The organism is Acidovorax sp. 100 (assembly GCF_003688355.1).
Lineage (GTDB): Bacteria > Pseudomonadota > Gammaproteobacteria > Burkholderiales > Burkholderiaceae_C > Acidovorax > Acidovorax delafieldii.
In genome coordinates, this window is the sequence record NZ_REFD01000001.1 from 2627693 (window position 1) to 2647271 (window position 19579).

At 63.7% G+C, this 19579-nt stretch carries 18 protein-coding genes and 1 pseudogene; 8 read left to right on the forward strand and 11 right to left on the reverse strand.

Annotated elements, in window-relative coordinates; translation table 11 throughout:
- Positions 1-65 precede the first annotated feature (65 nt).
- The 7 genes from C8C96_RS12080 to C8C96_RS12105 all read right to left on the reverse strand — a co-directional run bounded on the left by C8C96_RS12080 (position 66) and on the right by C8C96_RS12105 (position 5480).
- A complete protein-coding gene (locus C8C96_RS12080) occupies positions 66-377 on the reverse strand; it encodes a hypothetical protein (RefSeq protein WP_121942476.1) in 312 nt (103 codons plus the stop codon).
- Positions 378-469: 92 nt separating this feature from the next.
- Entirely contained in the window at positions 470-823 is a 354-nt protein-coding gene (locus C8C96_RS12085; protein WP_121942477.1) for a DUF86 domain-containing protein, read from the reverse strand.
- Entirely contained in the window at positions 820-1110 is a 291-nt protein-coding gene (locus C8C96_RS12090) for a nucleotidyltransferase family protein (RefSeq protein ID WP_008906417.1), read from the reverse strand. The genes C8C96_RS12085 and C8C96_RS12090 overlap by 4 nt, the downstream gene beginning before the upstream one ends.
- Before the next feature lie 89 nt (positions 1111-1199).
- Complete coding sequence (locus tag C8C96_RS12095) at positions 1200-1514, reverse strand: nucleotidyltransferase family protein (protein WP_121942478.1); 315 nt, start codon at positions 1512-1514, stop codon at positions 1200-1202.
- Between the two features lie 103 nt (positions 1515-1617).
- On the reverse strand, positions 1618-2166 hold the full coding sequence (locus C8C96_RS12100) for a DUF924 family protein (protein ID WP_121942479.1): 549 nt from the start codon (positions 2164-2166) through the stop codon (positions 1618-1620).
- A 100-nt stretch (positions 2167-2266) separates the two neighbouring features.
- Positions 2267-3241 (reverse strand): hypothetical protein, encoded by a 975-nt coding sequence (locus C8C96_RS24645; RefSeq protein WP_147455674.1) that lies wholly within the window; start codon positions 3239-3241, stop codon positions 2267-2269.
- A 403-nt stretch (positions 3242-3644) separates the two neighbouring features.
- The gene (locus C8C96_RS12105; RefSeq protein WP_121942480.1) at positions 3645-5480 is read right to left on the reverse strand and encodes a glutamine--tRNA ligase/YqeY domain fusion protein; all 1836 of its coding nucleotides are present in this window, start codon (positions 5478-5480) and stop codon (positions 3645-3647) included.
- Positions 5481-5651: 171 nt separating this feature from the next.
- Here C8C96_RS12105 and C8C96_RS12110 point away from each other — a divergent pair, with 171 nt between their 5' ends.
- The 6 genes from C8C96_RS12110 to C8C96_RS12135 all read left to right on the forward strand — a co-directional run bounded on the left by C8C96_RS12110 (position 5652) and on the right by C8C96_RS12135 (position 9878).
- Positions 5652-5987: a hypothetical protein gene (locus tag C8C96_RS12110; protein ID WP_056064701.1), complete on the forward strand. Its 336-nt coding sequence runs from the start codon at positions 5652-5654 to the stop codon at positions 5985-5987.
- A gap of 192 nt (positions 5988-6179) precedes the next feature.
- The gene (gene aroQ, locus C8C96_RS12115) at positions 6180-6653 is read left to right on the forward strand and encodes a type II 3-dehydroquinate dehydratase (protein ID WP_121942481.1); all 474 of its coding nucleotides are present in this window, start codon (positions 6180-6182) and stop codon (positions 6651-6653) included.
- Between the two features lie 27 nt (positions 6654-6680).
- On the forward strand, positions 6681-7094 hold the full coding sequence (arfB, locus tag C8C96_RS12120) for an alternative ribosome rescue aminoacyl-tRNA hydrolase ArfB (protein WP_108498831.1): 414 nt from the start codon (positions 6681-6683) through the stop codon (positions 7092-7094).
- Positions 7095-7264: 170 nt separating this feature from the next.
- On the forward strand, positions 7265-8095 hold the full coding sequence (locus C8C96_RS12125; protein ID WP_121942482.1) for a class III extradiol ring-cleavage dioxygenase: 831 nt from the start codon (positions 7265-7267) through the stop codon (positions 8093-8095).
- A gap of 58 nt (positions 8096-8153) precedes the next feature.
- Positions 8154-8825, forward strand: coding sequence for an alpha/beta hydrolase (locus C8C96_RS12130; RefSeq protein ID WP_121942483.1), 672 nt, complete (start codon positions 8154-8156; stop codon positions 8823-8825).
- Between the two features lie 162 nt (positions 8826-8987).
- The gene (locus tag C8C96_RS12135; protein ID WP_121942484.1) at positions 8988-9878 is read left to right on the forward strand and encodes a DUF3014 domain-containing protein; all 891 of its coding nucleotides are present in this window, start codon (positions 8988-8990) and stop codon (positions 9876-9878) included.
- 14 nt (positions 9879-9892) lie between these two features.
- On the opposite strand, the gene C8C96_RS12140 is transcribed toward C8C96_RS12135, so the two are convergent.
- Complete coding sequence (locus tag C8C96_RS12140) at positions 9893-10360, reverse strand: Lrp/AsnC family transcriptional regulator (protein WP_121942485.1); 468 nt, start codon at positions 10358-10360, stop codon at positions 9893-9895.
- Between the two features lie 102 nt (positions 10361-10462).
- Here C8C96_RS12140 and mdeB point away from each other — a divergent pair, with 102 nt between their 5' ends.
- Both mdeB and C8C96_RS12150 read left to right on the forward strand, forming a co-directional pair.
- Positions 10463-13129: an alpha-ketoglutarate dehydrogenase gene (mdeB, locus tag C8C96_RS12145; protein ID WP_121942486.1), complete on the forward strand. Its 2667-nt coding sequence runs from the start codon at positions 10463-10465 to the stop codon at positions 13127-13129.
- A 142-nt stretch (positions 13130-13271) separates the two neighbouring features.
- The gene (locus C8C96_RS12150; RefSeq protein ID WP_056747071.1) at positions 13272-13505 is read left to right on the forward strand and encodes a hypothetical protein; all 234 of its coding nucleotides are present in this window, start codon (positions 13272-13274) and stop codon (positions 13503-13505) included.
- Between the two features lie 133 nt (positions 13506-13638).
- On the opposite strand, the pseudogene C8C96_RS12155 reads toward C8C96_RS12150, so the two are convergent.
- The 3 genes and pseudogenes from C8C96_RS12155 to C8C96_RS12165 form a co-directional block, all read right to left on the reverse strand.
- A pseudogene (locus C8C96_RS12155) lies at positions 13639-14628 on the reverse strand (pyridoxal-phosphate dependent enzyme).
- A gap of 47 nt (positions 14629-14675) precedes the next feature.
- Positions 14676-16889: a hypothetical protein gene (locus C8C96_RS12160; protein ID WP_121942487.1), complete on the reverse strand. Its 2214-nt coding sequence runs from the start codon at positions 16887-16889 to the stop codon at positions 14676-14678.
- 148 nt (positions 16890-17037) lie between these two features.
- Positions 17038-19203, reverse strand: coding sequence for a hypothetical protein (locus C8C96_RS12165; protein ID WP_158605757.1), 2166 nt, complete (start codon positions 19201-19203; stop codon positions 17038-17040).
- Positions 19204-19579 lie beyond the last annotated feature (376 nt).

The window sequence follows — 19579 nt, forward strand, 5'->3', positions numbered from 1 at the left end:
ACTCCTGCGCTTGCAGTACAAGCGCAAGCAGCTATAGAAATTGAAGCGAATTGGCCTGAAAAGATTCAAGCCGATGCGTCCGCCCCATCGGTCAGCGCCCCCAGCAGACGGGCACTCACCTCAGCCGCATCCAGCGTGGCAAACGCCATGTTGTGCTGCTCCGTCAGCGGCCCATGGCCCGGCTCCATGCGGCCTGCGGCGTCGTAGCCCATGGCCTTGAACTTCCAGACCCCGCCGACCAGCTTGAGCGAACCTACATGCGCGCCATCGGCGGCGTGGACGGACACCACGGCGGCGTTGATGGGGAGCAACTGCAAGGGGCCTTCCAGTGGGCCGGGCGGTATGTGGGCGAAGGTGGGGGTGAACGGAGGCGTCATGGAAGGACGTTGGTGGTGCGGCAGTTCTTTGGATGAAATTTGCCTCTAGCGCTTGATGGATAAGCGCTAACAGCTATCGAAATAGAAGCGGCCTATAGCAAGAGTGCTGCTACTTGCGCCCTGAGCGCTGGCAGGTCGTTCTGCACGGTTTGCCAGACGATGCCCAGATCCACAGTGAAGTAGCCGTGGGCCAGAGCGTTGCGCATTTCATAAGCAAAGCCCCACGGCACATGGGCATGTTTCTGCGCAAAGTCGGGGTGGTTCTTGGCCACGTTGTTGCAGGCCTCGCCAATCACTTCCAGGTTGCGAATCACGGCATCGCAGGTCTTGCGGTCTGACAAGAACGCTGCCAAGTCCATGCCAGCCGTGTAGTCCTGTATGTTGCCGATAGCCTCCAGGATGTGCTGCAAGTAGTCCGCCACCCGCAGCGGGTGCGCCCGGCTCATACGGTGATCGCCTCGCGCAGCACCTGGTCCCGAAAACTGGCGGGCAGGCTGTTGGGGGTAAGCACATCCACCTCCATGCCCAGCAACTGCTTCAGTTCAAACCGGATCGCGCCAATGTCCATCAGCGTGGTTTGCGCGGTGGGCTCTACCAACAGATCCAGATCGCTGTCGGCTGTGTCGTCCCCATGCAGCGCCGAGCCAAACACCCGCACGCTGCTCACGCGGTGGCGCAGCGCGATCTCGCGGATTTGCGAGCGGTGCAGTGAAAGGGCTTCGGAGGGGCGCATGGTTTGAAGTTTAGCGGCGCTGCGTGTTTACGAGCCAAATTGGCATCTGGTGCCTACAGGGATTACGCTAGCAGCTACTAAAAAGATAGCTAATCTTCTGCGGAAAAGATGATCGCGCGTTGCCGGTTGATACTGGCCAGCACATAGGGGTTGCGCACCGCGCCCGGCTCCACTAAATCCACGCCCCGGCCCAGTAGGGCTTCCAGATCGGCCTTGGCGCCAAAAATGGAGTGGAGCCCGGGTTCAACACCCGGAGCAAACTCCACCAGAAAGTCGGCGTCGCTGTGGGCGGGGTCAAAGTCACTGGCCCGTGCCGCCGAGCCAAACACCTCCAGCCGCCGAATGCCGTAGCGCCGGCAGATAGCGGCAATGCCGGTGCGGTATTGGGCGATGGCGGGATGCATGGGCGCAGTTTAATCGAGCACCTCATTGACCGCCATATTGGCCTGTAGCGCTTGTTTGATAAGCGGGAGGTGCTATGAAGAATATAGCGAATTAGCGCGATGCCTAAAACGATGACCCCGGCTCGCTCAAAAACGCCAGTTCTTCGGGCGTGGAGGTGCGGCCCAGCACCGCGTTCCGGTGCGGGTAGCGCCCAAAGCGGTCGATGATGGCCTTGTGCCGGCGCTCAAAGTCCAGGTTGTTTTCCATGCCCGGCTGCGCAAACAGCACGAGGGCTTGCTCATGAATCACGGCAGATTCGCTGTGCATGTACGGCATGTAGGCAAACACGCGCTGCGCCGTGGGCAGGCTGCGGTCCTGCCCGCTGGCCACCAGCTCTTGCGCCAGGGCGAGGGCCAGTGCGTCTTGCGCAAAGGCGCGGGCGGTGTCGCGGTACACATTGCGCGAGAACTGGTCCAGCACCAGGATTTCTGCCAACCGGCCTTCTGGGGTAGCGCGCCAGGTGAACAGTTCACAGCGGACAGCGGCCTCCAGCGTGGGGCCGAAGCGGGTGCGGATGGATTCGTCGAGGGCAGCGTCTTTGGCGAAGTGCTGCTGAGGGGTTAGCTCGGTGAACCAGAAGTGGAGGATGTCGCTTGGGACGGTTTGCTGCATGGATAGGATGTATGTGGTTTAGTCAGCTCCCGGCCAAGTGCAGTCGGTGGGGCGGCTGAAAGCGGCTGTCAACATCTGGTATTACCGGCGCTGCACTGCTTCATCGGGCAGCGTCCGTGCTAATGGATGGGTCATGCAATACAAGTGAGGCTAGCCCAGCTAGGAATTCACTTCCGATAGATAGAGCGTGCAGCAAAAGCTCTTCAAATTCGGTGGGCGACACAATGAGTTGATCTCCAACGCTTAGTTGGACCCCTGTCTTACGAAGGTATTCCTCATCCACAATGCCTCGGCGATGAACGATTAGGTGCCGATTCTGATTGAGACGCCAAGCTGTTGGGGCTGCCAGTTTCTCGCGGAGGCGAGAGGAATCAATGAGTGCTTCGCAGGCGCACTTAAGCGTTGGGAGGCTGCTCAGGTCGCGTTCTTCGAACAATAAGCGTCCCATTTGTTTAGAAAGATCGAATCCTCGCGATGCGAGATCGTCGACGTTGAGTTTCGGTAACTCAAATTTGCGCTTGGCATTTGGGTCTGACAGCAACTTGGTCACCAGATCAGGACGATTATCCAATAGCAGTGTGAGTTCATCACCGACCAGCATCTCCAAGGCAGACCATGTTGCCACCGTGCCTTGCAGCAAAATTTCACGCGCAACAGATTGAATTTCTGGTGTTTTGTGCAAATGCAGTAAAAAATTTGCTGCTTCTGCAACCAGCGAATCAATGCCTTCCTCCGATTTTGAAAACGCGTCCATTTTCGAATTGGCGACTACCCGAGCTGCTTCGTTACGGCGAGCTTCAATCTCATCTTCGGTTTCATCAGGCTCCTCTTCTATTGACCGTGCTCGGATTCGTTCAGCCATTGAGAAACGCTGGTATTGCTTGTCATACGCTGCTTGATTTGCAAGAAGAAAAGGTGCTGCGGTCGTTTGGATCGTGGCTCGGAGTCGATCAATGAATGTTTCCGCAATGCCACGGAATGGAAGAGGCAATAATGGCAGGCAACCTCGAATGGTCGTGGTTTCATCCTCTAGGGAAAATGGAACTAGGAATCGCTTCGTAAGTTCATCGGCCATCAGGCGAGTCTCAGGTGTTAGTGACACTGACTGCTCCTGCCTAACGTGATGCATTCCGCAAAGCCTGCGGGATAAACTGAAGCATGCGGGATATTCTGGACACTGATTCCTCCTGGATTTGGCTGGCAATGTGGACTCGCGGTCAATGCTCTGTTCAAAAGTTCAGATGTAAAGCGTCCGCCAAACCCTGTAAGCATCAATCCAACAAACTTTAGCTTGCCGACAGGCGGGCACCGGACGCTTAGACAGCGCAGTTTGGGCTGCCAGCCAGCAGGTAGTGCGTCAACGTCAGCTTTGGGATAGCTTTGTCCAACGGCGGTATTGGGCCGTGAGTGGTCGTTCAGAACGAAAAAAGGCCCGCAAACCTCACAGTCTGCTAGCCTCTTTTTTATTCAAAAGAAACTTACTTCCCCCAAGAGTCTTTTAATCCCACCGCCAAGTTAAACACCGGCTTCCCCGCCGCGTGATCCACCCGGTCCGCCACAAAGTACCCATGCCGCTCAAACTGAAACTTGTCGTCCGGCTTGGCGTTGGCCAATGACGGCTCCACGATGGCCGTCACCACCTTCAGGCTGTTCGGGTTCAGGCTTTCAATGAAGTCTTTGCCGCCCGCATCGGGCTGGGCGTCCAGGAACAGGCGGTCGTACATGCGCACTTCGGCGTTCACGCCGTCGGCCACGCCTACCCAGGTGATGGCGGCCTTGACCTTCACGCTGTCGGCGCCGGGGGTGCCGCTCTTGGTGTCGGGCACCACCGTGGCCAGCACTTCGGTGATGTTGCCGTCCGCGTCTTTGGTGCAGCCGGTGCATTCAATAACGTAGCCGCCCTTCAGGCGCACCTTGTTGCCCGGGAACAAACGCTTGTAGCCCTTGGGGGGCACTTCTTCAAAGTCTTCGCGTTCGATCCAGACTTCCTTGCCGATGGTGAAGTGGCGCACGGGGCTCTCAACCCCCTCAGTTGGGTGGGGCAGGGCAGGCAGGCTGCAGGGCTCCAGGTGGCCGGCGCCCATCACGTCGTCCCAGTTGGTCAGCACCAGCTTGACGGGGTTGAGCACGGCCATGCCGCGGTGGGCCTTCAGCTCCAGGTCTTCGCGCAGGCAGCCTTCCAGCGTGCTGTAGTCGATCCAGCTGTCGGATTTGGTGACGCCGATGCGTTCTGCAAAGGTCTGGATGGCGGCGGGGGTGTAGCCACGGCGGCGCAGGCCCACGATGGTGGGCATGCGGGGGTCGTCCCAGCCGCTGACCTTGTGGTCGTACACCAGCTGGGCGAGCTTGCGTTTGCTGGTGATGACGTAGGTGAGGTTCAGGCGTGCAAATTCGTACTGGCGGGGGGGCGGGCTGGCCAGCAGGCCGCCTTCGGTCAAGCGCTCCAGCAGCCAGTCGTAGAAGGGGCGCTGGTCTTCAAACTCCAGCGTGCACAGGCTGTGTGTGATTTGTTCCAGCGCGTCCTCGATGGGGTGCGCGTAGGTGTACATGGGGTAGATGCACCAGGTGTCGCCCGTGTTGTGGTGGGTGGCGCGGCGGATGCGGTAGATGGCCGGGTCGCGCATGTTGATGTTGGGGCTGGCCATGTCGATCTTGGCGCGCAGCACCATCGATCCGTCTTCGTGCTGGCCGTCCTTCATCTCGCGGAAGATGCGCAGGTTCTCTGCCGGGGTGCGGCTGCGGAAAGGGCTGTCCACGCCGGGCTTGCTGAAGTCGCCCCGGTTCACTCGCATTTGTTCGGCGGTTTGCTCGTCCACGTAGGCGTGGCCGGCTTCGATCAGGTATTCGGCCGCGCGGTACATGAAGTCGAAGTAGTCGCTGGCCTGGTAGGGGGCGGCGCTGCCGGGGGCCTGGCCGATCTGTGTCCAGTCAAAACCGAGCCATTTCACGGCGTCGATGATGCTGTTGACGTATTCGGTGTCTTCTTTTTCGGGGTTGGTGTCGTCAAAGCGCAGGTGGCACACGCCGCCGTAGTCGCGCGCCAGGCCAAAGTTGATGCAGATGCTCTTGGCGTGGCCCACGTGCAAGTAGCCGTTGGGCTCGGGCGGGAAGCGGGTGCGGATCTTGGCGGGGTCGGGCTCGCCCTGGGCGTGGTGGGCGGCGTCGCCGGGGGTGCCGGCCCAGCGGCGGGTGGCGTAGGTGCCTTTGTCCAGGTCGTGTTCGATGATCTGGCGCAAAAAATTGCTGGGCTTGACGGTTTCAGGGGCCGCAGAAGTGGCAGTGGCGGCGGTATTGGCGGGGGAGGGGGTGCTCATCCAGCCATTTTAGGCGGCGGTTTCGTGACGGTTTGCGCATTAAAACCAGCGCGTGTACGTTCAGACACAACGTAAAGACGATTTTGTGCCATCCTTTTAGGCACTTGGTGCGTTGTGTACCGGTGAGGCGTGTCCTTTTGGCTGGTCGCCCTCATTCACTAGGAGATTTCCATGACGAAAACCCGTTCTGTTTCTACTGCGGCCGCTGTGGCGGGTGTAGCGCTGGCCCTGTTGGCCGGTGCTGGCTCCGCCCAGGCCCGCGATGTCAATTGGTCCGTGGGCATTGGCGTGCCCGGCGTGGTGGTGGGGGCCAGCAATGGCTACTACGCCCCCGCCCCGGTGTATGTGGCACCGCCCCCACCGGTGTACTACGCTCCCCCTCCACGCCCTGTGTACTACAACGCTCCCCCGGTGTACTACACGCCACCCCCAGCGGTGTATTACGGCGGTTATGGCTACGGCCATCGCCACCACGGGCACGGCCACGGTCGCCACTGGGACCGTTGATCAGCCCCCAGCGGCTGGTTTGTCACCAACCTCTTGGGCGCGAGTCGCTCACAGGCAGCGTTGCACAGGCTGCCTTTTACAGCGGTCCTTCGGGGCCGCTTTTTTATTGGGGCGGCCCCTGCGCTGGGGCGCCGCATAATCCCGCACTCTGGCCTGCCAGCGTGGCAGGCGCATTGCCCCGGAGACTTGTCTGTGACCGCCAATAAAACCGTTTTTGTCCTCAATGGCCCCAATCTGAACCTGTTGGGCACGCGCGAGCCTGCCGTTTACGGCGCGGCCACCCTGGCCGATGTGGAAAAGCTTTGCACCGACGCCTGCAACCGCCACGGTTTTGCGCTGCGTTTTCACCAAAGCAACCACGAAGGCGCGCTGGTGGACTGGATTCACGAGGCGGGCCGCATGCACGCAGCGGGCGAGCTGGCGGGCGTGGTGATGAACGCCGGGGCCTACACCCACACGAGCATTGCGCTGCACGATGCCATCAAGGGCACAGGCATCACCCTGATCGAGCTGCACATCAGCAACGTGCACGCGCGCGAGGCCTACCGCCACCATTCGTACATGGCTGCCGCTGCCAAGGCGGTGATGTGTGGCTTTGGCGTGCTGGGCTATGGCCTGGCGATTGACGGGCTGGCGCAGTTGCTGGCCCAGCAACCAGCGGCCTGATGGCTGGGCGCGGGGGATTTCACGGCCATGGCCCCGCTGCCCCTGCAGGTCTCTGAGGACGAGGTTGAAATCACCGCCATGCGCGCGCAGGGCGCGGGCGGGCAAAACGTCAACAAGGTGTCCAGTGCCGTCCACCTGCGGTTTGACGTGGTGGCGTCGTCGCTGCCCGAGGGTGTGAAGGAGCGCTTGCTGGCCCTGCGCGACACCCGCATCACGCAAGACGGTGTGGTGGTCATCAAGGCCCAGCAGTACCGCAGCCAGGAGCAAAACCGTGCCGATGCCCTGGAGCGGCTCAATGCGCTGGTCAACAGCGTGGCCGTGCCGCCCCGCGTGCGCCGGGCCACCAAGCCCACCTATGGGTCGAAACAGCGGCGCTTGCAAAGCAAAACGCAGCGGGGCGAGACCAAGGCACTGCGGGGCAGGGTGCGCGACGGCTCCTGACCTGCGGGCCAGAGCAGGCCTGCGTAGGGGCTGGTGGGCGTTGCGCGCTGTGCGCCAAGGCGCTGTCAATGTTTGATTGGCATCATCCGTAGAACAATCTGTCTGCCTTGCAGGGCTTGGTATCACGGGCTATCAGTCCTACATTCATGGTGTTCCTTGTTGGAGTTGTCATGTCTGCCTCTGCCCAAGCCCCCGTTCCTGTTTCTGCCGCAGTCCCCGCGCTGTTTGTATCGCATGGTGCGCCCTTGTTTGCGCTGGATGCGGGCACCACCGGCCCGGCGCTCACGCAATGGGGCCAGAGCCTGAAGTCGCAGTACCCCGGCCTGCGTGGTGTGGTGGTCATGTCGCCACACTGGATGGCGCGCTCGGCGCAGGTGATGACCGGGCCGCAGCCTGCCACCTGGCACGACTTTGGCGGATTCCCTCCCGCGCTGTACCAGCTGCAGTACCCCGCTCCGGGCTCACCCGCTTTGGCGCAAGAAGTTCTGGGCCTGTTGCAGGCCGCTGGCGTGGCGGCCCAGGGCGATGCCGCGCGTCCCTTTGACCACGGCGCCTGGGTGCCGCTGATGCACTTGTTCCCGCAGGCCGACGTGCCTGTGGTGCAGGTGGCGCTGCCCGTGGGCGCGGGCCCGGCCGATGTGTATGCACTGGGCGCCGCCTTGCGCAGCCTGCGCAGCCAGGGCGTGCTGGTGGTGGGGTCGGGCAGCATGACGCACAACCTGGCCGAGTTTTTTGGCGGCGAGCGCGCGCCCGCGCCCTATGTGCTGGAGTTCAGCCGCTGGATCGAGGACGCCCTGGCCCGTGGGGACATGGCAGCACTGCTCAACTACCGCAGCCAGGCGCCTCACGCCCACCGTGCGCATCCGACCGAAGACCACTTTTTGCCGATCTTCTTTGCACTGGGTGCAGCAGGCGACGACCTGCACGCAAACTACTTGAGCCGCGAGGTGATGTACAGCATGCTGTCGATGGACGCTTTTGCCCTGGAGCCGGCGCACTGACACGGAACTCCTCGCATTCCACCCGTTTTTGGCCCTAAACCATTCGAGGCGCACATATATGCTTACCTTGCCGCTCACATTTTTGCAGCGTCCCGCTGCCGCCACCGCACCCCGGCCCTGGCTGCTGGTGCTGATGCATGGCGTGGGCAGCAATGAGCAGGACCTGTTCAGCCTGGCCCCGCAGATCCCGGACCGGTTTCATGTGCTGAGCCTGCGTGCGCCGTTTCGCATGGGGCCGGGATCACACGCGTGGTTTGATTTCTCCATCGAGCCCAACGGCGAGCGCACCATCAACGAAGAGCAGGAGGCGCAAAGCCGCGCCCTGGTGGCCCAGGCGGTCGAGTCTGCTGCCGAGCAGCTGGGCATTCCGCCCGAGCGGGTGGTGGTGGGCGGCTTCAGCCAGGGCGGCATCATGGCGCTGTCGCTGTTGCTCACCCGGCCTGCCTTGATGCAGGCAGGCCTGGTGTGGCACAGCCGCCTGCTGCCGCAGGTGGTGCCGCTCACCGCACCTGCCGATGCGCTGCGTGGCAAGCAACTGTGGCTGAGCCACGGTACCCACGACAACGTGATCCCGCTGGCCAACGCCCAGGCCATCGCCCACCACATGGCACCACTGCCGGTGACGGTGACGTACCGCGAGTTCCCCAGCGCACACGAAATTCGCCCCTCCGAGTTGGCCGCCACCGTGGCCTGGCTGGAGTCGCTGTCCACCACACCGACGGCGTTTTAAGCAGGGCATTCTCCCGGGCCGGCCCCGGGGCGGGCTACATCGCGTTACCGGGGTCTGGGTGTGTGGCGATCCAATCGTGCAAGCCGCCCTTGGGGGCTGGCAGGGAACGCCTAACGCTGTAGAGGCTCGGACAAGGGTTGTTCCCGTGATGAAGGAGGGCCCATGCCCGATCAAGACACCGCAGAATTCCGCCCCGCGCCAGAGCGCACCTCCCCCGCACTCTGGGTCTTGCTGGCCACGCTGGTGTGCGCCGCGGCGGCTGGCGCGGCATGGTGGTTCTGGATGCGGCCGGTGGAGCTCGCATTGGCGCCACCCCCTGTGGTGGCAGCTCCACCAGCACCGGCAGCGCCGCCGCCCGCTCCAGAGGCGTCGGGGCCGCAGAACCCGGTGGATGCGCTGGCACCGCCCGACGCTGCCTTGCCTGCGCTGGCCGAGTCCGACGCCAGGGTGACAGAGCTGTTGGCCGAGCTGCTGGGCCGCGACAAGCTGGCGATGTTTCTGCAGACCGACGGTTTTGTTCGCCGTGTGGTGGCCACGGTGGACAACCTCGGCCGCGCCCACGCGCCATCGCGCATGTGGCCGGTGCAACCTACGCTGCAGCGGTTTGTGGTGGATGGCACTGGCGACGCGCCCACCACCGTCGCGGCGGCCAATGCCGCACGCTACAGCGCCTTCTTGGCGTTTGCTGAAGCGGTACCGATGGAGGCCGCCGTGGCGCTGTACGCGCGGCTGTACCCGCTGTTTCAGCAGGCGTATGAAGAACTGGGCTACCCCCGGCGCTACTTCAACGACCGCCTGGTGGCGGTGCTGGACCAGCTGCTGCTGGCGCCCGAGCCTGCGGGCCCGTTGCAGGTCCAGCTCACGCCCGTGAACACCGAAGTGCCCAACCTGCGGCCCTGGGTGCGCTACGAGTTTGTGGACCCTGCGCTGGAGGCGCTGCCCAGCGGTCAGAAGATCCTGCTGCGCATGGGCCCCGCCAACGAGGCGCGTGCGAAGGCGCTGATCCGCGAGCTGCGCAAGCGCGTGGCGACGAGCGGCGTGGCGCGCAAGTAAGGCCCTCTAGCCTGTCATGGGGTGGGAAGTGGCAGAGCCGTCTTGTAGCGCACCTGCTTGAGTGCAAAGCTCGACCGGATCTTCTCGACGCCCGGAATGGGGGACAGCTGCTCCAGAATAAAACGCTCCAACGCCCCAATGTCGGCAAGCGCTACCCGAATCAGGTAGTCGCTGTCTCCGCTCATCAGGTAGCACTCCATCACCTCATCGTGCTCGGCAATGCGGCGTTCAAAGTCGGCCAGGGCTTCCTTGCTTTGCGTCTTGAGGCTGATGCTGATGAATACATTGAGGCCCAGCCCCAGCGCCGCCGCATTGGCCAGCGCCACATAGCGGCTGATGACGCCTGCTGCCTCCAGCGCCTTTACCCGCGCCAGGCAGGGCGAGGGCGACAGGTGCACGCGCCGCGCCAGCTCCACGTTGGACAAAGAGCCGTCGGCCTGCAGCTCGGCCAGGATGCGCAAATCGAGGGTGTCCAGTTTCATGTGCTGCAGTTTATGGCTTTGGCGACATAAAGTGCTATGACAGCATGGCGCGAAAGGTAAAACGGCAACTCATTTGGAGCCAGCCTCGCTACAGTGGCTGCCATGAACGCCCTCACACCCCACGCCCTGCTGCAACAAGCCCCCGGCGCCCCGCTGGACGCCGACCCCGAAGAAACCGCCGAGTGGCGCGACGCCTTCCTGGCACTCGTCGCCACCGAAGGCCCCGAGCGCGCGCGGCACATGCTGCAGGAGCTGGTGCGGGTGGCGCGTGCGCAGCGCATTGGCTGGCAGCCCGACCTGAACACGCCGTACGTGAACACCGTGGCGGTGCAGGACCAGCCTGTGTTCCCGGGTGACCTGGCCGTCGAGGAGCGCGTGGCTTCCATCGTGCGCTGGAACGCGCTGGCCATGGTGGTGCGCGCGAACCAGGCGTATGGCGAGCTGGGTGGGCACATTGCCAGCTACGCCAGTGCTGCGGATCTTTTCGAAAGCGGGTTCAACCATTTCTTTCGTGCCCGTGAAGGCCTGGGCGAAGGGCAGCACCGAGGCGATCTGGTGTTCTTCCAGCCGCACAGCGCGCCCGGCGTGTATGCCCGCGCCTTCCTGGAAGGGCGCCTGTCCGAGCAGGACCTGATGCACTACCGCCAGGAACTGACGGCGCCGGGTGCAGGCGCGCAGGGCCTGTCGAGTTACCCGCACCCCTGGCTGATGCCCGACTTCTGGCAGTTCCCCACGGGCTCGATGGGCATTGGCCCTATCAGCAGCATCTACCACGCGCGCTTCATGCGCTACCTCACGCACCGCAACCTGCTGAACTGCGCGGGGCGCAAGGTGTGGGGCGTGTTCGGCGATGGCGAGATGGACGAGCCCGAGAGCATGAGTGCGCTAACCCTGGCCGCGCGCGAGGGCCTCGACAACCTGGTGTGGGTGGTCAACTGCAACCTGCAGCGGCTGGACGGCCCTGTGCGCGGCAACGGCCGCATCATCGACGAGCTGGAGCGCCTTTTTGCCGGCGCGGGCTGGAACGTGGTGAAGCTCGTGTGGGGCAGCGACTGGGACGGCCTCTTCGCCCGCGACCTGACCGGCGCGCTGGTGCGCACGCTCGAAGGCACGGTGGACGGCCAGATGCAGACCTTCGCGGCCAAGGACGGTCGCTTCAACCGCGACAACTTCTTCGGCCAGAACCTTGAGCTGGCCGCGCTGGCCCAGGGCATGACGGACGAGCAGATCGATCGCTTGAAGCGCGGCGGGCACGACCTGGTGAAGATCCACGCCGCCTACGCCGCCGCCGCTGCGCACAAGGGGCAGCCCACCGTGATCCTGGCCCACACCAAGAAGGGCTACGGCATGGGCACTGCCGGCCAGGGCAAGATGACCACGCACAGCCAGAAGAAGCTGGACGAGACCGACCTCATCGAGTTTCGCAATCGCTTCAACCTGCCGCTCAGCGACGAGCAGGCCACCAGCCTGGCCTTCTTCAAGCCCGCCGAAGACAGCTCGGAGATGCGCTACCTGCGCAGCCACCGCGACGCACTGGGCGGCTACCTGCCGCGCCGCGAGACGGCGTGCGACGCGCTGCCCGTCCCATCCATCGACAGCTACGCGCAGTTCGCGCTGCAGGCCGATGGCAAGGAGATGAGCACCACCATGGCCTTTGTGCGCATGCTGGGCACGTTGCTCAAGGACGCCACGCTGGGCCCGCGCATCGTGCCCATCGTGGCCGACGAGGCGCGCACCTTCGGCATGGCCAATCTGTTCAAGCAGGTGGGCATCTACAGCAGCGTGGGCCAGCGTTATGCGCCCGAGGACATCGGCTCGGTGCTGAGCTACCGCGAGGCGCTGGATGGCCAGATCTTGGAAGAAGGCATCAGCGAGGCCGGCGCCATCGCAAGCTGGACGGCGGCCGCCACCAGCTACAGCGTGCACGGCCTGGCCATGCTACCGTTTTATATCTACTACTCGATGTTCGGCTTCCAGCGCGTGGGCGATGCCATCTGGGCTGCGGCTGACCAGCGTGCGCGCGGCTTCCTCTTGGGCGCGACCTCGGGCCGCACCACACTGGGCGGCGAGGGCCTGCAGCACCAGGACGGCAGCAGCCACCTGGTGGCCGCCACCATTCCCAACTGCAAGGCCTACGACCCGGCCTACGCGGGAGAAATGGCCGTCATCATCGACGCCGGTATGCGCGAGATGGTGACCGAGCAGCGTGACGTCTTCTACTACGTCACGCTGATGAACGAGAACTACGCACAGCCCGACCTGCCCGCCGGTGCGGCAGAGGGTGTGCTGCGTGGATGCTATGTTTTCAGGAGCTATCCAGGCAATATGTACCAGCGCGACAGCGCGATTTCGTCCAAAAGCGTCACCCTGATGGGCTCTGGCGCCATCCTGACCGAGGTGGTCAAGGCCGCAGAACAACTTGCGAGTGAGGGTGTGGATGTGACCGTACTCAGCGTCACCAGCTGGAGCGAACTGGCCCGCGACGGCGTGGCCTGCGAGCAGCGCTGGCTGGCGGGCAATGCCCAGCCTGCACCCGCATGGCTGACGCAGCAATTGGCCACGACCCGTGGACCGGTGATCGCCGCCAGCGACTACGTGCGCGCCGTGCCGGAAACCGTGCGCGCTTTGGTGCCGGAGGGGCGGCGGTTCGTCACCCTCGGCACCGACGGTTTTGGCCGCAGCGACACCCGCGCGGCGCTGCGCCAGTTCTTTGGCGTGGATGCGCATGCCGTGGCGCACGCAGCGCGACGCACACTGTCTGCCGGCTGACGGCCGCACGGGACACCCGCGCGCCGCGCCGGCGCCACCTTGCAGGCCCACGGTGTGGCGCTGGCGCTGCTGCCAGGTGATGTCCCTGTTGCGCAGCGGCATCCCCTTCCTACAATGGGTTACATACTGATTGGAGGGCGCCATGGCCGACATCACCTGGGACCACAGTCCCCCGACCACCTGGAACGCCATGGTCAACGGCCAGGCCGTGTGCTCTGTCAAACGCAAGGACATTGGCGGGTGGACGGCTGCCTGGACGGACGACCGTCTGTGGCCCGCGCCCACCCACCTGCCCAGGGCTACGCCGCAGCCCACGCGTTTTTTTGGCAGCCTTGAAGAAGCCAAGCTGGCGGTGGAGCAGGTGCTGGCAGCCTGAAATTGGCCACGGCTGCGGCCAAGGTGCCGCAGTGTGAATCAATGCTATTTGTTTGATAGCTTATTGCGCAATACTAGCAAGCGCTGGAGGCTGAAAATTGCCAAAGTACGGCGCGTGAGGCATGGAGTTACCTTCAGCCGACCAGCAACGCGCCCAGGCGTGCCAGGTTCACGCCGCCGCTGCTGACGACCACGCCCACACGCCGGCCGCGCAGCTCGACGCGCATCGCGCTTGCCGCTGTAAAGCCCAGGCACCCTTGGGTTCCACCACCGGGTGCATGCGCTCGGCAAAAAATGGACATGCCGTCCACCAGTTGCTCGTCCGTCACCGTGAGGATGTCGTCCGTATCGCGCCGGATGATGGCAAAACTGATTTGCCCCAGGTGCTACGTCTGCGCGCCATCGGCAATCGTCTTGGTCGTATCGATGTGCGCGATGGCCCCGCTGCGCCAGGACTGCTGGCCGTCGTTGCCCGCAGCGGGCACTACGCCGTAGAGCTTGCAGCGGGGCGGCAGGGCCCGCGTGGACAGCGCCGTGCCCGACAGGAGCCCGCCCCTGCCCAGGCACGCGAACAGCGCGTCGAGTGCGCCGACTGCCTCGAACAGCTCCTTCGCCGCCGTGCCGTGCCCTGGTCTGCCAGCACGTCGGCATGGTCAAACGGGGGAATCACTTTGAGGCCGTACTGCGGCGCAATGGCGCGGGTGCTCTGTTCGCGGTCCTCGATGTAGCGGCCATAGAGCACCACCGTGGCGCCATACCCCTGAGTGGTGGCGACCTCGGCGGCGGGCACCTCCCGCGGCATGACGATGGTGGCCGGAATGCCCAGCTCTCGCGCTGCGAGAGCGATGCGCTGGGCGCGGTTGTCGGACGAAAGCGCCACCACACTCGCCTTGCGCTGGGCTGCATCGAAGCGATAGAGCACGGTGAACGCCCCCCGGAACTTGAAGGCGCCCATGCGCGGCATGGTTCTCGCACTTGGAGAGCACCTGCGCACCCCATTCCGCGTCGAGGCTGCGCGAGGCGAGCATGGGGCGGTGGGCGTGCCCTGCGATGCGGCCGGCTGTGGCCACCACGTCGACGTAGGTGTGCAGGGCCGTGGGGGCGCGATGGGAGTCTTCGTTCAGGGGGCTCAGCGCGAGTGAAGAAGGCGTGGGCGGCCGCGCCTAGCGTGTCAGGGCAGCTTCACGGCCGCCAATGCGTTTGAGGTGGAGAGGTACAGCGTAGACCCATTCACTGCGATGCCCGTGGGTTCGTCGATGAAGCCCGGCAGCGGGCCGGCCGCGAAGCCCTTGTTCCAGCGCTGGCCTACTAGGGTGCTCACCTGGCCGTCGGCGCCGATCTTGCGCACCACGCGGTTGCGCGGATCGGTCACGTAAACGTTGCCGCTGGCATCGGCGGCCAGCCAGGCGTGGGAGTCCGAGATGGCTGCGCCGGTGTCCACGGTCAACTGCGCCGAGGCCACCGGACCGTCCACCAGCGCGGGCGGCAGATCCGGGCGCCCCGCAATCGTGCTCACCACCCCGGCGGGCGTAATCTTGCGGACGGTGGGGCCGATGCCCGTGATGTTGTGGTAGCGGCCGTCCACCACATAGACGTTGCCCGCGGCATCGATGGTCATCTGGCCCAAGGCCGAGAACTGCGCCGAGGCTGCCGGACCATCCGCGTGTCCGCGCGCGCTGGGATTCCCCGCAAACACGCTGACGGCGCCGGCCGGTGTGACCTTGAATACCACGCCCTGCAGGGAAACCGCATAGACGGTGCCGCCAATGTCGGCGACCATGCCAGTCAGTCCCTGCAGCAGAAAGCCCGGTATCGCGTCTAGCTGGGCGGAGAGGTCGGCATGCACAGTAACGTTGCCTGCAGGGGTTGTCTTGAGGATGCGCTTGAAGTCGAAAGAATAGATGTTGCCCGCTCCATCGATGGACAGCGGAGCCGAGCCGCAGAAGGCCACGTCGTTGATCGGACCTGTCATCTGTGCGCACGGGTTCTTGGCGCGGCCGAGGGTGGCCACCGTGCCATCGGATGTGACGGTGCGCAGCGCGGCGTTGTTGCGGTCGCGCACGTACAGCGTGCCTGCCTTGTCCACCGCCAGCGCGCCAGGGCTGTCAAAGCGCGCGGCGCTGCCGCGGCCATCGGTGTGCCCTGCCAGCGAGGCGGTGCCCACCTGCAGGTCGGGCGCGCCGGCGCGCGGAGCGCGGTAGACAACCGCATACGTTCGATAGGCGTCGGAGGGACCGTTTTCCGTGATGAGGAAGCGGCCTTCGGCGTCCACCGCCAGATGTTTGCCCGCACAGAAGGGTTGGGGCAGCATGTTGGGTCCAAAGCTGCAGTTGTCCGCGCGCCGCACGGTTGTGACGGAGCCATCGGCCGCGATCTCGCGCACGGGCGTGCCCTCATAGCGGTCCAGGACGAACACTCGGTTGGAGCGGTCTATCGCGATGGCCTGCAATGCACCAAATTTGGCCGCGCTAGCCGCTCCATCCACGTAGCCCGCGTTATTGAGAGCCACCGTGCCCGACAGCACAGTGGCCTGTCCGTTGGGCGCGTACTTGCGCACCACATGATCGTTGGGATCTGCAGCGTACAGGGTTCCTGCAGAGTCGGTCGCCAGGTTGACGGGGTACAGGCGGTCTGGGTTGTTTCTCCCGAAGCCCGGAGTTGCGTACTGGCTGGCCCTGAAGATGACCGTTGTGACCACCCCTGCGGGCGTGATTTTGCGTATGGGATTACCTGTCGGCGTCTGGGAGATGTCTTGCAAGGTTGGCGCCCATTCGGACACAAACACATTGCCCTCCCGGTCCACCGCAAGGCTGGTCGGGCTGCACAGCGTGGCCGCCGTACCGGTGCCATCGGCGTTGCCGCATACGCCCACCTTGCCGGCCAGCGTCGTGACGTTGCCCGCGGCATCGATCTTGCGCACCAGGTGGTTGCCGGCGTCTGCCACATAGGCGTTGCCGGCCGCATCCACCGCCACGGCCTGAGGGACATTGAAGCGGGCTGCAGTGCCCGATGCATCCAGGTAGCGCGGCCCTTCACTGCTGGCGTCGCTGCGGGTGGGACCACCTCCCGCCCAGGTGCTGAGCTGCCCGGTGGGCGCTAGCCGGCGAATGGTCTGGTTTCCCGGGTCGGTAATCAGTACATCGCCGTTGGGTGCCAGTGCCATGCCGCCGCTTTCGGTACTGATCTTGGCCGCAGTGCTCAGGCCGTCCTGCGTTCCTGGCCCCTCGGTAGTGCCAGCCAGCAACGCCAGGGGCGTGGCGGGCGGAGGAGGAGGCGGTGCATCACCCCCTGACCCTCCACCGCACGATACCAGTGCAGACATGGCCAGCGAGGTCCAGAGCGAGTGGGACAGCCGACGGCGGCTGCACGTGGATGAATCGGGCATGGTTGCGTACCTCAGGAATAACAATGAACGGGTGGGGTGCCGCCGCTGGCTAGCGTGCCGCAGCGATACTGCACAAGGATTGGCGGTGGCGCCATGGCGGCGGCACGCCCAGCGCGAGCGCGGTGCACGGCAGCTGGCTGCGGGTTGATCACGGCAACTGCACCTGCACCACGGCGTTCGGCATCGATATGTACATCATTGAATTGCGCACTGCGATTCCGGCCGGGCGATTGATGATGCCGGGCAGATCGCCTGCTGCAAATCCGTTCTTCCAGAGCTGCCCCACCAAGGTGCTGACCTGACCGTCAGGGGCAATCTTGCGGATCACGCTGTTGACCGGATCTGTGACATACACGTTGCCCTTGCTGTCCACTGCGAGGCTGGCTGTCTCACCGGACGATGTGGAGCCCACCGTGAATTGCGCAGCTGCCGCGGGGCCATCAGCGTAGCCAGCAGCGGCGTTGGGATTGCCTGCCAACGTACTGACTAGCCCGGCTGGTGTGATCTTGCGGATCGTGGGCCCCACTTTGACGCTGATATCGGACAGGCCGTCGACCACATAGAGGTTGTCTGCCGCATCGATGGTCATGTAGCCCGGCGCCGCAAATTGTGCTGCGGCCCCTTGCCCGTCAACATGGCCTACCGTGGCAACTCTACCTGCGAACAGCGTGACCGCGCCATTCGTGTCAATCTTGAAAATCGCGCCCCTGAGCGTGGAAACGTAGACATTGCCCTTGCTGTCCGCCGCAATTCCGGATGCGTTGTAGCCCATGAATATGTAAGTGGACGTTGTCAGCAGCGACGTCAGGTCTGCCAGGAGGGTCACCTCGCAATTGCGCATCTTGAGGACGAGCGTCTCATGGACGGTATACAGATTGCCAGCACCGTCGGTGGCCAGTGGGCCGCCGTTGTAACGCAAGTACCCACTGGTCGGGCCCGAAAGAGCCAGAAATTCGCTGGCCATGCCGGTGACTGCCGTGCAATGCCCGCCCGGCTTGCCCAAGGTGCGCACCAGACCGTCTGCTTGCACTGTACGGATGGTGTTGTTTCCTTTGTCCCGCGTCCACATGTTGCCGTTGTCCCGTACGTACAGAGATCCAGATGGGTTGAAGGCCAATGCACCGGGCCGGTCAAATCGAGCACTACTACCCTGTCCATCTTCTGTGCCTTCGGCGGAAGGCCGTCCCGCGACCATGGTGGAAGTGCCTTGCGGTGTGTAGCTGCGCAGCTGGGCGTACCTGTAGGAGCCATCGTAGTACCCATATTCGGTGACGAGAAACTCGCCGCTGGCCTTGACGGCCAGTTGGCCTGCAGTACACAGAGTTCCTGGGGCGCCCACAGCTAGACCAGTTTGGGTGGTGCAAGACTTCGCACGAAGGACCGTCGTCACAGCGCCATCGCTTGCAATACGACGGATGGTCGGGTAGCCCGTGTTGTCGGGGCCCAGGACGTGCAGGCGGTCTGCGGCGTCGAATGCCATGGCGCGGAAGGTGCGGAACTGCGCAGCAGAAGCCGTGCCATCCGTATCCCCTTCATTGCTCTGAGTCGCTGTACCAGATACCAAGGCGGCTTGCCCGTCGGCTGTGTACTTGCGGATTACGTGGTCGTTGGGGTCTGCGGCGTATAACGTTCCCTTCGAGTCGGTCCCCAATAGCACAGCATCGTAGTAGTAAGTCGGGCCCCAAGGGCCGGGCCTGGCGGTTGGGTACAAACTGGCTTTGCTGACCAATGTGCTCACTTCCCCAGCGGCAGTAATCTTGCGAACGGCGTTGGCTGCGGAGTTACCTTGTGCCACAAATACATTGCCAGCCTTGTCCACAGCGATGCTGCTGGGATTGCACAAGGTCGCGATGCTAGTGGGGCCATCTTGATTGCCGCAGACGCCAGGTTTTCCGGCCAGCGTGGTGACTTTGCCCGCTGCACTGATCTTGCGGACCAGATTGTTTCCTGTATCTGCAACATAGGTGTTTCCTGCCCCATCCACGGCGACTGCCATGGGTCTGCGGAAGCGTGCGTCAGGGCCGTCACCGTCGGCAAAATTGACGCCGAGCTCAGGTGCTGGACCTCCACCACCGGCCACGGTGCTGATCTGGTCTTGGTTGGCACTCAGTTTGCGAATGCGATGGTTACCTGTGTCCGCTATGACGACGTCGCCTGATGTGTTCACCGCCATCCCACCCATGTCGACATTGAAACGGGCTTCGCTGAGCGCTGCGCCATCCTGATTGCCGTCGCCATTGGGATCTCCAGCCAGGACTGAGAGGGCTGTAGCCGGAACGGCTGGTGGCGGTGGCGGCGGTACTGGCGTTTCCACGGAGCCGCCAGAGCCCCCCCGCAAGCGGTGACAGCGGTGGCTACCAACGCAACCAGCAGGCTGATGCGTCTCAGTCGTTCGTTGGATCTGATGTGTCCCATGAGACTCCCGGGATGAATGTCGCTTGGTGAAAAAATGTGATGAGGTGAGTCTATGTGGCATGTATTACTACTGCCAAGTAACTGTTGGTTAGTGCAAGTCGCTCACCAAGATTTGGCACGCCTGCCGCGGGTCGTGGTCCCATGCTCAACGAACGGTGCAGACTTCGTGTCGCGCGCTGAAACGGGCCAGCCCACTTGCCAGTGGCTATCGCTAGTGTCCCGAGTTAGAAACTCGCAGAAAAAATCTCTCGATACTGCGCCGAATGTCATCGGCG

Coding starts and splice junctions, on each gene's coding strand:
- C8C96_RS12080 (WP_121942476.1), bottom strand. CDS start 377: ATGACGCCTCCGTTCACCCCCACCTTCGCCCACATACCGCCCGGCCCA.
- C8C96_RS12085 (WP_121942477.1), bottom strand. CDS start 823: ATGAGCCGGGCGCACCCGCTGCGGGTGGCGGACTACTTGCAGCACATC.
- C8C96_RS12090 (WP_008906417.1), bottom strand. CDS start 1,110: ATGCGCCCCTCCGAAGCCCTTTCACTGCACCGCTCGCAAATCCGCGAG.
- C8C96_RS12095 (WP_121942478.1), bottom strand. CDS start 1,514: ATGCATCCCGCCATCGCCCAATACCGCACCGGCATTGCCGCTATCTGC.
- C8C96_RS12100 (WP_121942479.1), bottom strand. CDS start 2,166: ATGCAGCAAACCGTCCCAAGCGACATCCTCCACTTCTGGTTCACCGAG.
- C8C96_RS24645 (WP_147455674.1), bottom strand. CDS start 3,241: ATGGCCGATGAACTTACGAAGCGATTCCTAGTTCCATTTTCCCTAGAG.
- C8C96_RS12105 (WP_121942480.1), bottom strand. CDS start 5,480: ATGAGCACCCCCTCCCCCGCCAATACCGCCGCCACTGCCACTTCTGCG.
- C8C96_RS12110 (WP_056064701.1), top strand. CDS start 5,652: ATGACGAAAACCCGTTCTGTTTCTACTGCGGCCGCTGTGGCGGGTGTA.
- arfB (WP_108498831.1), top strand. CDS start 6,681: ATGGCCCCGCTGCCCCTGCAGGTCTCTGAGGACGAGGTTGAAATCACC.
- C8C96_RS12125 (WP_121942482.1), top strand. CDS start 7,265: ATGTCTGCCTCTGCCCAAGCCCCCGTTCCTGTTTCTGCCGCAGTCCCC.
- C8C96_RS12130 (WP_121942483.1), top strand. CDS start 8,154: ATGCTTACCTTGCCGCTCACATTTTTGCAGCGTCCCGCTGCCGCCACC.
- C8C96_RS12135 (WP_121942484.1), top strand. CDS start 8,988: ATGCCCGATCAAGACACCGCAGAATTCCGCCCCGCGCCAGAGCGCACC.
- C8C96_RS12140 (WP_121942485.1), bottom strand. CDS start 10,360: ATGAAACTGGACACCCTCGATTTGCGCATCCTGGCCGAGCTGCAGGCC.
- mdeB (WP_121942486.1), top strand. CDS start 10,463: ATGAACGCCCTCACACCCCACGCCCTGCTGCAACAAGCCCCCGGCGCC.
- C8C96_RS12150 (WP_056747071.1), top strand. CDS start 13,272: ATGGCCGACATCACCTGGGACCACAGTCCCCCGACCACCTGGAACGCC.
- C8C96_RS12160 (WP_121942487.1), bottom strand. CDS start 16,889: ATGCCCGATTCATCCACGTGCAGCCGCCGTCGGCTGTCCCACTCGCTC.